The sequence below is a fragment of the uncultured Vibrio sp. genome (assembly GCF_947488985.1).
GTDB lineage: Bacteria > Pseudomonadota > Gammaproteobacteria > Enterobacterales > Vibrionaceae > Vibrio.
On sequence record NZ_CANLBV010000013.1, the window covers coordinates 23,555 to 37,746 of the forward strand.

The following is a 14,192-nucleotide window of genomic DNA, read 5'->3' on the forward strand; positions in this document are numbered from 1 at the left end:
TCCAGATTGGCAGTGTCTCACTAAGCTAGGTTGCCGTATGTATCAAGCTCACTTTGGTTTTGAACAGCTGCCATTCTCCCTCACGCCAAACACCGATTTCTTTTATGGTTTAGCGCCTCACTTTGAAGCGATTCAGACCGTTATATCGGCGTTAGAGATGGGCGAGGGGCTGATTAAGGTCAGCGGAGAAGTAGGCACCGGGAAGACCATGGTTTGTCGAATGCTGGTGAATCACCTCAACGACTGTACGGCCTTAATCTACCTGCCCAATCCGGTACTTTCTGGTGCTGAGTTACGCCAAGCAGTGGCGAAAGAGCTGGGTTTGACTATCGACAACCCAGCGACCTTAGTTGATCGCATCCAACATAAATTAATTGAATTGCACACCTCTGGTTTAAGGGTGATCGCGATTCTTGATGAGGCGCAAGCGCTATCGGATGAAGCGCTCGAAACATTGCGGCTGTTTGGCAATCTGGAAACGGAAGACAAAAAACTCCTGCAAATCGTGTTACTGGGACAGCCTGAATTAGATGCTCGATTAGAGGCTTATCATCTTCGGCAGTTTCGTCAGAGGATCACCTTTAATTCAACGCTAAGGCCGCTGACTCTCGATGAAACGGCGGCGTATATTGATAGCCGGCTGTCGAAATCTGGTGGCAGCCCAGAGCTGTTCAGTTTGAACCAAAAAAAGGCGATTTTCCGCTCTTCGTTAGGGATCCCAAGATTGATCAATCAAATCTGTCACAAGGCGCTGTTACTTTCGTTCAGTGAAGATAAGCGAAGCGTCGACAATCAACATCTGTTTTCAGCCATGCATGACACATACGATGTATCTAAACCTAAATTTAAAACGCCAATACTGTGGGGCTGGAATTTATTATGAGCGTGATTAATAACGCCTTGTCTGAATTGGCAAAGAAAGAATCAACCACGTCAGTTGAAGCTGCTGTGGTACCGAAAGTCAAAACACGCTCGCCGCTAGTGTGGATCGCCGCTGGCTTTACCCTCAGTTTGGCGATGGGCGGATGGGCGATATCACAAGGTCCAGTGGTTGATAACTCGATCTCAACCCGAGACATTGAGGTCTTGGTCGTTGATAGCCCGAATGATTTCAGTGAGACGGCTGTGACTCAACCCTTGGTATCACCAACCAAGAAATTGGTGTCGTCAGATTCAGTGAACCTTGCAGCAAACCTCCCTGCAAACCCTCTTGAGCAAGTCGCAAGCGCTCAAGTTGAGGCAGTGCCTGTATCGAATAAGCAAACACCGAACCCTGCTCAAGCGGCGACTTCTCAGGTAACAGCATCTCAGGTAACCACACCTCAGACAGTATCGCCCCCTGAGCACGTGGCCCAGCCTCAGTCGGTCCCCAAACCTATCTTGATTGCAAGCGTGGCGAAAAGCCGCCCAACATCGAGCTCTGACGATACACAAGGCTCGGAAGAGAGCGGAATGCTGATTGAGCATGTTGAGTTAACGGCTGAGCAACTGTCGGCTAATGCACAAGCTCGAGCGCAGAAGGCGCTGGATGCCAACGATCTTAATGGGGCTCTGAAAGGCTATATCGAAGCTTTGCGTTACACCCCAAGAGATGAAGAGGCTCGTCAAAAACTGGCGCTGCTCTATTTTGGTAAGGGTGATACCCGTAAAGCTTACGAGCTGTTTCAGTCGGGGATAAAACTCAATACCAACAGTGAAAAGCTGCGCTTAGGCTTATCCAAACTGCTGGTTAAAGCCAAGCAGGAAGAAGCGGCGTTAAGCCCGTTAATTCACCTGCCACCTAATCCGACTCAAGGTTATTTAGCGATGCGTGCAGCGCTCAGTCAAAAATCACAGCATCAAGAGATTGCCTTAGAGAGCTATCAAAAGCTGGTCGAAGTAGATTCAGAAAATGCTCGCTGGTGGTTAGGTCTTGCGATTCAACAAGAGCGTCAGTTGGACTTTACGGCGGCAAAAACATCATACCAAGGGGCGCTAACTCGGGTCGGGATCTCATCTCAATCACAAAATTTTGTCCGTGACCGATTAAAAATACTCAAGGCGTTAGAGGAGAGTGGTGATGCAAATTAGATTAAGAAAAAGGCTCGGTGATTTGCTTGTCGAAGAGGGCATCATCACCGAAGCGCAAGTCGAACAAGCGCTGGTTGCGCAGAAAAGTTCGGGTCGTAAACTGGGTGATGCCCTGATCGAGCTGGGCTTCTTATCTGAGCAGCAGATGCTAACCTTCTTATCGCAGCAGTTGGCTATTCCTCTTATCGACCTTAGCCGAGCTAATGTTGATATCGATGCGGTGCCACTTCTGCCTGAAGTGCACGCTCGTCGCCTTCGGGCATTAGTGATCGGGCGTCAAGGCGATACGCTGCGCATTGCGATGAGCGATCCTGCCGATCTGTTCGCTCAAGAGTCACTGTTGGGGCAATTGGGTGATTACGTTTTAGAGTTCGTGGTAGCGCCTGAAAGGCAGTTGGTTGAAGGTTTTGACCGCTACTATCGAAGAACCAAAGAGATTGCCTCTTTTGCCGAGCAGCTGGGTGCTGAGCACCAAGTTCATGAAGCCTTTGATTTCGATATTGCCGCAGAAGACAGTGATGAAGTGACGGTGGTGAAGCTGATTAACTCGCTGTTTGAAGATGCAATTCAAGTCGGTGCTTCGGATATTCATATTGAACCGGATGCAAATTTGCTGCGCCTTCGTCAGCGTATTGATGGTGTGCTCCATGAAACCTTGCTTAATGAAGTGAATATCGCTCCGGCACTGGTATTGCGTTTGAAGCTGATGGCTAACCTTGATATTTCAGAGAAGCGTCTGCCTCAGGATGGCCGCTTTAATATTCGCGCCAAAGGACAGTCGGTCGACATTCGTATGTCGACCATGCCAGTACAACATGGTGAGTCGGTGGTGATGCGTCTGCTAAACCAGTCGGCAGGGCTACGTAAACTTGAAGAGTCAGGGATACCTAGTGATCTGTTGGTGCGCCTTCGCCAGCAGTTGCGCCGCCCACATGGGATGATCTTGGTAACGGGTCCGACAGGCTCGGGTAAAACTACCACATTATACGGTGCATTGAGTGAGCTGAATGAGCCGGGTAAAAAGATCATTACCGCAGAAGACCCGGTCGAATACCGCCTTCCGCGTGTTAATCAGGTGCAGGTTAACCCGAAGATCAATCTCGACTTCTCGACGATTCTTCGAACCTTCCTGCGTCAGGATCCCGATATCATCTTGATTGGTGAGATGCGAGACCAAGAAACGGTGGAAATTGGTTTAAGAGCCGCACTAACGGGTCACTTAGTCTTAAGCACCCTCCATACCAATGACGCCGTCGACAGTGCGCTGCGGATGATGGACATGGGAGCGCCGGGCTACTTGGTGGCAAGTGCCGTTCGAGCCGTGGTTGCACAGCGTTTGGTGCGTAAAGTGTGCAGTGACTGTCAGGTAGATGATGAACTCGATCAAGCGCGTAAACAGTGGCTGAGTGGGCGCTTTCCCAATCAGGTCGGCGCGCCATTTGTAAAAGGACGAGGTTGTCAGAACTGTAACTTAACCGGCTATCGTGGGCGTATTGGTGTGTTTGAGATGCTAGAGCTCGACCAAGATATGATGGATGCCTTGCGATCCAATGACGCGGTTGGCTTTGCTCAAACCGCAAGAAAAGCCAATAACTATAAGCCACTACTGGCTTCTGCAATGGAGCTTGCGCTGCAAGGTGTGGTGAGTCTCGATGAGGTCATGCACCTTGGTGAGGGCGATGCTTCCGGTGCAACCGATCCGATTTATCTTTAAGGGTAGCGTGATATGCCAACCTATCGTTATGTAGGTCGTAGTTCCGATGGCAGCCAAGTGACTGGCCAGTTGGAGGCGAATAGTGAAGACCTTGCTGCTGATAGCTTGATGAGCAAGGGCATTATTCCAACGTCGATTAAGCAGGGTAAAAACGGTGGATCCGTATTGGATATGGATCTTACGAGCCTGTTTTCTCCCAGCGTCCCTCTTGAGGTGCTGGTGCTGTTTTGCCGACAATTATACAGCTTGACCAAGGCCGGGGTGCCGTTGCTGAGGTCGATGAAAGGCCTGACGCAGAACTGCGAAAATAAGCAGTTAAAGGCCGCTTTGGAAGAGGTGGTGGCAGAGCTAACCAATGGTCGCGCGTTGGCGGCGTCGATGCAGATGCACCCCAAGGTGTTCAGCTCGCTATTTGTCTCTATGGTCAGTGTTGGCGAAAATACGGGTCGCTTAGATCAGGCCTTACTGCAATTGGCTGGGTATTATGAACAAGAGGTCGAGACTCGTAAGCGGATCAAAACTGCGATGCGTTACCCAACCTTTGTGATCAGTTTTATTTTGATCTCGATGTTTATCCTCAACGTCAAGGTTATCCCTCAGTTCTCGACGATGTTCGCGCGCTTTGGCGTTGACCTGCCGCTGCCGACTCGGATCTTGATTGGTATGTCGGATTTTTTTGTTAATTATTGGGGCTTAATGCTTGGCGTGATCTTTGGGCTTATTTTCGCTTTTAAGGCGTGGGTTAAAACCGATAAGGGTCTGGAGAAGTGGGACAGGTTGCGTCTAAAAATACCGATCATCGGTGGCGTTGTGAATCGAGCCTTGTTGTCACGCTTTTCTCGCACCTTTGCTTTGATGCTGAAAGCGGGTGTACCGCTCAATCGGTCACTGTCGCTATCGGCAGAAGCGTTGGATAATCGCTTTCTCGAACTGCGTATTCAGGCGATGAAATCGGCGATTGAGGCCGGCAGTACTGTCTCTTCCACCGCGATCAACAGTGAAATTTTTACACCATTGGTGATACAGATGATCTCAGTGGGTGAAGAGACGGGACGTATTGATGAGCTGTTGCTCGAAGTGTCCGATTTTTATGATCGAGAAGTGGATTATGATCTCAAAACCTTAACCGCTAGAATCGAACCGATCCTGTTAACCATTGTGGCGGGTATGGTGCTGATCTTAGCGCTGGGGATCTTCCTCCCAATGTGGGGAATGCTGGATGCAATAAAAGGCTAGCCAATGCTAGACAGCCAGCAAGGCTCACGTTTTGCTATTTGGAGTGCGCTGATTGTGCGCTGACTGTTTTCTGATGGTGTGGACGCAGCCTGCCGATTGAAGGAACTGAGCGAAACGACCACCATTGGCTACAACAATGGTATCCCCAAAGTCACATTTTTGGGCTGAATTCACCCAGTGTTGAAAATAAAAGTGATAACATAAAATTTCACTGCCGTTATCATTATAGTGATAACTATCAGGTAGATATATTACTAAATAAGAAAACATTTAGCGTAAATGCCAATATTTTGGCTTTGTGAAAATATTGGCGCTGTTGGTATGGTTTTCTACTTATGCGCAGGTATAATGCGCGATAATAGTTAGGTGGTGAGATATAAAATGCTTAAAAATCAAAAGGGTTTCTCCCTTGTCGAGTTGGTCGTTGTGATTGTTGTGGTTGGTTTATTGGCGGTTGCCGCTTTACCACGCTTCTTAGATGTGACCGATGAGGCTAAAAAATCCAGTATTGAGGGTGTAGCGGGTGGTTTTGCCACCGCTGTTTTATCGGCCAGGGCCCAATGGGAAGCCGAAGCAAGACCTTCAGAGAAGATTGGTGCTGAAACATACAATACTGTAAACTACGATGGTGTTGATTTTTGGTTAACAAGATCAAGGGATAGTAACAATGTCGATACCGACTTTCGAGACGGCTATCCATGGGCGCTGAATAACGATTCTTCAGCGGCACCTGGCGATATTTCAGACCAAGCCTGTTCTGAGTTGATGGAAAACTTATTGCAGAATCCACCGAAAGTGGGGCCTGTTGATGATGTTGATAGCGACTCAAATTATAAATATTCAGCGCAAGCAAATTCTGGTGATTCAACCTGTACTTACATTCAGTTAGAAGGTAATACCGAGCACCAATTTGTTTACGAAATTAAAACAGGTCGTGTGACCGTAACTTTGCAGTAAGTCTGCGTAAATGAAACATAGAGGGAACTTAACGATGAAAAAACAAGGCGGTTTCACCCTAATTGAATTAGTGGTTGTAATTGTAATTCTGGGTATTCTTGCGGTAACCGCAGCGCCACGTTTCCTAAACCTGCAAGATGATGCTCGAGCTTCATCGTTACAAGGTTTAAAAGGCGCAATTGATGGAGCTGCGGGTATTGTTTACGGTAAGTCAGCTATTGAAGGCGAAGAGTCTGTCTCATCAGGGGTGGCTGTTGAAGGCATTGCTACCGCATTTGGTTACCCAGCAGCAACGTCTGCAGGTATTGTTGCAGCTGTAACTGGCTTAGGTACAGACTGGACACAAGTTACTGGTACGGTTTCAGGCGCATTAGCAGATAGTATTAGTTTTGGGTTTAATGCTACAGATGTAACTTGTGTTGTAACTTATAACCAGGCAACTGGTCCAACAGCAGCTTCTGCGGCAACTGCTTTTATTACATATGGTGACGGTTGTTAATAACCTTTAGTAAGGCTGGTATTCTTACCAGCCTTCTCAACCTATTTGAGCTTTAAACAATTCTTCAATCTTCACGTTTTATTTCCTAACTTATAATCTACACAGACAAATTAATCACTTAGGGCTTCTATGGATCGAAAGTCAAACAGCGGTTTCACCTTAGTGGAATTAATTGTAGTGATCCTGTTGCTTGCCATTATTGCCGCCACCGCGATCAGCCGTTTTGGTGGTCGACAAGGCTATGAATTGTATGCCCTGCAACAACAGGCGACCTCGGTTATCCGTCAGGTGCAACTGAATCGAATGCAATCGAATATGGATATGTCGCTATCGGGAGCGGAACGCTTACGCTTAGTTGCCTCGGACAGCTGCCTTGGATCCCAATCGGCCTGTGACAACCTTAGCCAAACCCGAAGTGATGTGATTGAGAGCGATGACTTCAGCTTCTCCTCTGTGCCCCTATCGAGCTCGGACTCACCGATCGAATTTAGCCTGTTAGGCAACCCCGAAAACAGCGCCTCGGCTGGCATTCAAATAACTATTTCATCGAATAGCAGCTCAGACAGCGCTTGGGTTTGTGTTAATTCGCAAGGTTTTATTTACCCTAGCAATCAGGTGTGCCCATGAACAAACACACGTACGCGAGTGGCTTCACGCTGATGGAATCGATCATTGTGATCGTGCTGCTTGGCTTTGCGATGCTCACCTTTTCGACCTTCTTGGCACCACAATCGGCGCTTTCTGGGCAAGTGAATTACTCCAACCGCGCCTCAGCACTGGGCCAGAGCATCATGACGGACCTGTTGGCGCGTGATTTTGGCACAGTAAGCTCGGGCACCCCGATAGAGCTGGGTGACAGTTATCGTAACTTTGACGTTGATTTAGCGGTGAGTAATGCCACACCAAGCCAATCCATGCAAAAAATTACCCTGACCATCACCGCCAGTAACAACCCGCCGATTACCTTGGTCGCCTATAAGGGGGACTACCAATGAGGGACAAAGGCTTTACCTTAATAGAGATGATTTTAGCCATCGTGGTATCCAGCATTGTGCTGCTCGGTGTGGCTAATTTTACTGAGCTGGGCATTCGCGGCTATTTTGGTTCGGTTGAGCGCTTTCGATTGCAAACAGAAGCGCGCTTTGTTCTGGAGAAGCTCTCGCGTGAGGTGCGACATGCCGTGCCAAATATCTTCCCATCAGCAGTCAGCAGTGGTTGTGTGTCTTTCTATCCTATTGTCGATTCTGGTTTTTATAGTGTGTCGGGCAGTGATATTAATTTTCTGGTCAGTGATACAGGGGCAACCAGTGCATCGCTACAGGCGCTGTCTTTGGTGATTAATCCGACCCAGCCACAGACGCCGTTGAGGTTGGATTCAGAGACCAGTGGCGGGGTTAATAATGTGTTTGCTTTGACAGATGTCACCTCGCTGTCGACACAAGATTTTTTCACTATCCCCAGTGGCGCAGTGAGCCTGATTGGCGGCTCGGTAAGTAACCGCCATTACGTATTTGATAAAAATAATCTGGTCGAATACTGCTTGGCTGCCAACCACTTTTTGACGCGAAATGGCATGACGATCAGTGATCGTATCGTGGTTGAAAACAGTGATCTGAGTTATCAACCGGCGACCGTACAAAGCAACGGTTTGGTTGAGGTGGTGTTGGAGTTTGCCGAAAATAACGAATCGACGCTGTTTGAGCAAGATATACAGGTGATCAATGTCCCGTAACTCATCCCAAAACGGCAGCGCGCTGATCATCGTCATTTTTGTCATTGTGGTGCTTGGTTTTTTGGCGACCAGCCTAAGTCGAACCAGCTGGTCTGATAATGATTCCAACACTCGAACCCTCCTTGGCACGCAAGCTTGGTTACTCAGCCATTCCGTCAATGAGTATGTGTTGACCCAGTTTTACCCCGATCCACAGTTACCTTCAGAGGTTGCTGCTGTGTGTAACGGCAATCAACTCAATGTCGGCGGCAGTATTTATACGGTTGCCAGCTCTATGGTAGACCAGGCTGCGATGAGCTGCTCACTTCATCAGTTGCAATGCTCAAGTCGGGGGGAGTTAGAGGGGGTGTTTTTTTATGTTTTAGAGTCATCGGTAGTCTGTGGTTCAGAGGTTAACCAAGTGCAACGTAATCAAGAAGTGTGGGTGAAGGAGTAAATACGATGAAAGCATGGAGATATATTTTAGTTGCTTGTTTTAGCCTATTCCCTTTGGTCGCGACCGCGTCGACTTGTAACGTAGACCCGAGCGGTGAATTTAAAATATCATTTAATATCAATTCCGCTCAGCTTGTTGAGTCTGTGATGGCCGAACAAGAGTCTGGAAATAACCGCCCGGAATACACTATCTGGACCAATGATATTAATGAACCTACGGTGGGGGATACGCCCTTTATTCGCGATCCCAGTTACATGGTTGTTGGGGGCGACTATAGTGTCCAACTAATTTATCAGCCGGGATCGGGAAATAATGTAGGAACCGCAGACTACTACGTTGATGATGGGATGGGCTTTACTTTTTTAGGCAATTATCCCGCAGATTTTAAAGGTATTCACCCGCAAAGCGTCGATATTAATAGTGGGGACAGTACTGACCTGGTCTGTGATAGCTCAGATATCGAGCCGCCGCCGGTTTATTCAAACGATGCCCAGTATGAATTTGGTATCGTTCAGTGCTCTGGTGGAGAATGTAAGATCTCACTAACTCAGTCGTATACCAACACGCCACTGGTGTTTGTGATGCCCACCATTGATTCAAGCGCCCCTGACGCGGATGCTCCGGCAACGTTAATGGTTACCGAGGTAAGTAAAACCGAAGCGACCATCGAGCAGGTTAAAGCCCCCAAGAATGGCGGCGGTTCGGATTTAGACAGCCAACCGATAACAGAAGTCAGTTACCTTGCGATTGAGCCCGGTGTGGCCGATTTTAATGGCCATCAAGTCATTGCGGGTTATTTGAACACTGATGCAGCCAGTGCTAAATCAGGCTCCAATAGTAATGATAGAGTCCTTTATAGCGATTTTGGCGGAGTCGGCTTTTCTTCCAATCCGGTGGTATTGCATCAAATTCAAACTCGAAATAACCATGATAAATGGATGACCTCTGGCAAGGTTGGGCGAACCGATGAAACGTCATACATTGATTTGTTTTTGGAGTTAAGCGCTTCTCACAGCAGTAACGATGATTATGAAGACGAGAAGATCGCATTTTTAGCAACATTGCCAACCAACTCCAATCTTGAGGTTGATGGGTATAAGGTTCAATTTGCAAGAGGGTATGATACGCCAAGTCAAAGCGGTAATGACCCAATGCTTGATGGTTGTGAGGATAAATACGCAACCACTTCTTTGAACCATATCGATGGGATCATTGCGAATAAGCAAGAAAGGGCAGGTGGACACGGAGGCTGGTTACGCCGATGTAATATCAACACGAACCAGGTTAGCTTTGTTGTTGATGAAGATTTTAGAGACCGTACACATATTCCTGAGGAAGTGGGTTACTTTGCCTTTGAAGTTAACGATATCTCACTAGATATTTGTGAAATTTTCCCTGCACCGGCTATTTCTTGGAAAGATAATTCTCAAGTGACATTCAATAGCTCGCCGAGCTTTCCTAGCGACGAGACTGTGAAGTATTTCATTGGCGGATGGGGGGGAGAATATTGCTCGCCGAGTGAAACTGACTGCCAAAATATCCGTATGGGATTTGATCATTTAACCGATAACTCTCGTTATTCATACACATGCCAGACGGGGCGTTGTACGACAGGAGGCGAAAAAGTCGATGATACTAATTTCCGTTCCATTAATTTCCCAAGCTTGAGCGGTGATGTCGTATTCAATAATGCTCGCCCTGATGAGATTGATCATACCGGTAGTTGTGAGGCGGCTTTGGTCGGAGACGTATGTCACCCAGTTGGTCAAGGAGATGGTGTCATTGATATCAACACGGACCTTAACTCATTGACACTGAATCACAATGGTTCGACATACCCAATCGAATATCGCTTCCCTGATAATAAGACAGTGTATATTGGTACGCTATTGTCTAATAGCGAAAATATTACGTTGTCTGTTGGGGCTAATAGCTACCACTATTTTAGAAATCTCACACTTAATAGCCGCAACAATACAATCAAGGTGAATTCGAAGTCTACGATTGTGATTAAAGACTCGTTAGCTTTCAATAGCCCTGTCGAGGTCAGTAATGATTATGCTACGGATGACTTGATCTTCTATGGTCCTAATGCTGATGCAACGTTAAAGGTTGCGTCTGGAACTGTGGTGAATGCGCATCTTTTATTTGATTCTATTCGGCTTAATGAAGGGGGAGCGATAGGCGGGTCGGTGGTGACCAATGATCTTACTATCAATCATGCGAATACCGTTATCTTTGGGCAGAATAGTTGTTATAGCTCTCCAGTACGCTATCAATTGAGCTTGACCCCGAACAAAGATTTTTCGCTATTGTGTGAAAAGCCACAAGTGACCGTCACCGTGACGGATACTCAGGGCAACTCACCAACGCAGCCGGTTGAAGTCACTATGACCATCCCGAACGATATTACAGTCTCTGATGTTATAGAAGGGAACAACAACGGTGGCAACTCTTATTTGACTAACTCGTCTGGGGTATTAATTCTTGAACTTGATACTGCGACAATAGGTACCTATACCATTGAGGCAGAATTAGCCTCTGATTCAACCCAAAACGACGCTGGTGACTTTTTGGTCTCACTGTATAAGTTTGAAGCGAGTGATGTTTACGCTGTGGCGGGGCAGAGTGCAAACTTTGATTTGACCGTTTTAGCTTGCAAAGACGCGACAGCAACGCCTGTTTCTAGTTACCGAGGGGATAAGACCCTAAGCATTTCGGACTTTTCATTGGTTCAGCCAACCAGCGCTCAGGGAGCTTTTGATGGGAATTTGCAGGTCAAAAGTGAGGGGGATTGGAGTGATAGCTCTGTCGTTTTCAATTTCAGCTCTTCAGCCCAAGCAACAGGCTCTATTATTTACAATGAATCGGGAAGTGTGAGCTTTAAGCTTTCGGACCCAACATTTGAATGTCCAGATGGGTATGACTGTCAAGATGATACGGGGGGAGCTTGGGAGGCATTGGAAGGTGTGGTTAATGTCTATGTTAGGCCATGGAAAGTTGCGATTTGTGACGTTAAACAGACGTCAGCACCTACCAACCTAAACCCGGCTACAACGACGGGAGCGCCTGGTTTTATGGCTTCGGGCGAGAGTTTTTCTGTTACTTATCGACCAATCATATTTGGTAGCGGTGATGAGTGTCATTTAGACGTAACCGCGAATTATGCACTCGATTCTGGTCCTATAGATGTATCTTTTGAATTAGCCTATCCAGATATTATCGATAACAACTTAAATATTACTCCCCCAAATGTAGGTCCCTTTAGTGGCTCCTCAGAGCTTGTTGTTTCTAATTATGTTTGGGATGATGTGGGTTCGGTTGAGTTTAAGACCAGCGCCACGTACCTAACGATGGTGTTAGATGAAGACGCTCAAGTTATCGGTCGTTTTTATCCGAAATATTTTTTAACAACCGGCACTCCAGTTTGGGATTATCCGGGAAGCGATGAAAGTGAGCAACGCTTTGCTTATATGAATCAACCTTTTGATGGTGTTGAATTTCAAGTTGAGGCGCTAAATGCTCTAGGAAACGCGATTGAAAATTATGCATCATTTGATACCACGTTAACGGCAGGTTTCTCATTATTTGAGCCAAATTTTATTGACCGTTTTCATTCTCCAGTGCCTAACAAAGTGTGGGCTGCTACTTCTGATCATCGAAGTATCGGTACTTTTACATTAAGTCAAAGTTCTCCTTCAACAAACTGTGATTCAGAACTATGTCTAGAAAAATTATCAACGGCTAACAATTATGAGGATGGTCCCTACAACGGTGCAAATGGCCACTCAACAGATATATCAATTACTCACACAGGTTCTGTAAGTGATGATCCCGTTGCTTATCGTAATGAGGAAGGGGATAGAGATCCTCAACGTCTAACAGAGCAACCCGATATCAGATTTGGCAGAGTTAACCTTGATAGTGTTGGTGGTAATACCGGCGCTGAATTAGCGATTCCGTTGCGTACCGAATATTGGAACGGTAGCCGTTTTATTGTCAATGACGATGATAGCGCGACACGTGTTGATGCATCCACGAGCGCTAGCGATGTTATTTGGTCTGAAGATGATGGTTCGCCCACTACAGTAGCACTCTCTGATGGCGGACAAATCTCTGATGGAGAGTCTCGCAACTTGACGGCTTCTCAAGGCGAAGATGTCAGTATTCGTGAGCAAGTGCAGTTGTGGCAAAGCATGGATGATACTCCATGGCTTAGATACTATTGGAATAGTGATAAAGTACCGGATGTGAGTGGAGAGCAAGATCCTTCCACCGTGGTCACGTTTGGTATCTATCGTGGTAACGATCGTGTGATCTACCGAGGTGAAAGTGGCTTAACAGGTCAGTAATAATATAATTTTTACCCCTTAAGTTAGGAATGTGTAAGAAATTGCGGCTTTCAGTCCATGTTTACACCTCAATGCCTTGCCGTGACAGCAAGGCATTGGTACATTTAGTGCAATTTTTGTCTTCTAATTCTTGCAGGATGAGCGAAGAATATGTTTAAAAAACTTCGTGGCATGTTTTCAAACGATTTATCGATTGATTTAGGTACAGCCAATACCCTTATTTATGTAAAAGGCCAAGGCATTGTTCTTGATGAGCCTTCCGTTGTCGCTATCCGTCAAGATCGTACGGGATCGGCAAAGAGTGTCGCGGCTGTTGGTCATGCTGCTAAGCAAATGCTTGGTCGTACACCGGGTAACATTTCAGCGATTCGTCCGATGAAAGACGGTGTCATTGCCGACTTTTACGTAACCGAAAAAATGCTTCAGCACTTCATTAAACAAGTGCATGACAACAGTGTTCTTAAACCAAGCCCTCGCGTCTTGGTTTGTGTGCCTTGTGGATCAACTCAGGTTGAGCGTCGTGCGATTCGTGAGTCAGCATTAGGTGCGGGCGCGCGTGAGGTTTACCTTATCGATGAGCCTATGGCGGCAGCGATTGGTGCTGGTCTTCGCGTATCTGAGCCTACGGGTTCAATGGTGGTCGATATCGGTGGTGGTACCACTGAAGTTGCCGTAATCTCACTAAACGGTGTGGTTTACTCGTCTTCTGTACGTATCGGTGGTGACCGTTTTGATGAAGCGATCATCAACTACGTTCGTCGTAACTACGGCAGCTTGATCGGTGAAGCAACGGCAGAGAAGATCAAACACGAAATCGGTTCAGCTTACCCTGGCGATGAAGTACGAGAAATCGAAGTGCGTGGCCGTAACCTTGCTGAAGGTGTGCCGCGTAGCTTTAGCCTCAACTCAAACGAAATCCTTGAAGCACTTCAAGAGCCGCTATCAGGCATCGTATCGGCGGTGATGGTTGCACTTGAACAGTGTCCACCAGAGCTGGCTTCTGATATCTCAGAAAATGGCATGGTACTGACCGGTGGCGGTGCGCTGCTTAAAGATCTTGATCGTCTGCTAACGGAAGAGACTGGCATCCCTGTTGTGGTTGCAGAAGAGCCGTTAACTTGTGTTGCTCTCGGTGGCGGTAAAGCCCTAGAGATGATCGACATGCACGGCGGCGATCTGTTCAGCGAAGAATAATA

Annotated in this window: 12 protein-coding genes and 1 pseudogene; all 13 read left to right on the plus strand. The window is 47.0% G+C overall.

Going from position 1 to position 14,192, the window contains the following annotated elements:
- Positions 1-37: 37 nt before the first annotated feature.
- The 13 genes and pseudogenes from Q1A70_RS04770 (at position 38) to Q1A70_RS04830 (ending at position 14,190) form a co-directional block, all read left to right on the plus strand.
- Positions 38-883 carry an AAA family ATPase gene (locus Q1A70_RS04770; RefSeq protein ID WP_299685764.1) on the plus strand — a complete coding sequence of 282 codons (846 nt, stop codon included), beginning with the start codon at positions 38-40 and terminating at the stop codon, positions 881-883.
- Positions 880-2,070, plus strand: a complete 1,191-nt coding sequence (locus Q1A70_RS04775) for an MSHA biogenesis protein MshN (RefSeq protein ID WP_299685761.1) — start codon at positions 880-882, stop codon at positions 2,068-2,070. Before Q1A70_RS04770 ends, Q1A70_RS04775 begins: the two co-directional genes overlap by 4 nt.
- Positions 2,060-3,784: a GspE/PulE family protein gene (locus Q1A70_RS04780; RefSeq protein WP_299685758.1), complete on the plus strand. Its 1,725-nt coding sequence runs from the start codon at positions 2,060-2,062 to the stop codon at positions 3,782-3,784. The genes Q1A70_RS04775 and Q1A70_RS04780 overlap by 11 nt, the downstream gene beginning before the upstream one ends.
- Before the next feature lie 12 nt (positions 3,785-3,796).
- Complete coding sequence (locus tag Q1A70_RS04785) at positions 3,797-5,020, plus strand: type II secretion system F family protein (protein ID WP_299685755.1); 1,224 nt, start codon at positions 3,797-3,799, stop codon at positions 5,018-5,020.
- 89 nt (positions 5,021-5,109) lie between these two features.
- A pseudogene (locus tag Q1A70_RS04790) lies at positions 5,110-5,322 on the plus strand (MSHA biogenesis protein MshF); the annotation flags it as partial.
- A 79-nt stretch (positions 5,323-5,401) separates the two neighbouring features.
- Positions 5,402-5,977 carry a prepilin-type N-terminal cleavage/methylation domain-containing protein gene (locus tag Q1A70_RS04795; RefSeq protein WP_299685752.1) on the plus strand — a complete coding sequence of 192 codons (576 nt, stop codon included), beginning with the start codon at positions 5,402-5,404 and terminating at the stop codon, positions 5,975-5,977.
- A gap of 34 nt (positions 5,978-6,011) precedes the next feature.
- Entirely contained in the window at positions 6,012-6,476 is a 465-nt protein-coding gene (locus Q1A70_RS04800) for a prepilin-type N-terminal cleavage/methylation domain-containing protein (protein ID WP_299685749.1), read from the plus strand.
- A gap of 129 nt (positions 6,477-6,605) precedes the next feature.
- Positions 6,606-7,103 carry a type II secretion system protein gene (locus Q1A70_RS04805; RefSeq protein ID WP_299685746.1) on the plus strand — a complete coding sequence of 166 codons (498 nt, stop codon included), beginning with the start codon at positions 6,606-6,608 and terminating at the stop codon, positions 7,101-7,103.
- Entirely contained in the window at positions 7,100-7,471 is a 372-nt protein-coding gene (locus tag Q1A70_RS04810) for a type II secretion system protein (RefSeq protein WP_299685743.1), read from the plus strand. The genes Q1A70_RS04805 and Q1A70_RS04810 overlap by 4 nt, the downstream gene beginning before the upstream one ends.
- The gene (locus tag Q1A70_RS04815) at positions 7,468-8,208 is read left to right on the plus strand and encodes a prepilin-type N-terminal cleavage/methylation domain-containing protein (protein WP_299685739.1); all 741 of its coding nucleotides are present in this window, start codon (positions 7,468-7,470) and stop codon (positions 8,206-8,208) included. Before Q1A70_RS04810 ends, Q1A70_RS04815 begins: the two co-directional genes overlap by 4 nt.
- On the plus strand, positions 8,198-8,644 hold the full coding sequence (locus Q1A70_RS04820) for an MSHA biogenesis protein MshP (RefSeq protein WP_299685736.1): 447 nt from the start codon (positions 8,198-8,200) through the stop codon (positions 8,642-8,644). The genes Q1A70_RS04815 and Q1A70_RS04820 overlap by 11 nt, the downstream gene beginning before the upstream one ends.
- Positions 8,645-8,649: 5 nt before the next feature.
- Complete coding sequence (locus Q1A70_RS04825; RefSeq protein WP_299685733.1) at positions 8,650-12,996, plus strand: DUF6701 domain-containing protein; 4,347 nt, start codon at positions 8,650-8,652, stop codon at positions 12,994-12,996.
- Between the two features lie 150 nt (positions 12,997-13,146).
- Positions 13,147-14,190, plus strand: a complete 1,044-nt coding sequence (locus Q1A70_RS04830) for a rod shape-determining protein (protein WP_299685730.1) — start codon at positions 13,147-13,149, stop codon at positions 14,188-14,190.
- The last annotated feature ends 2 nt before the right edge of the window (positions 14,191-14,192 follow it).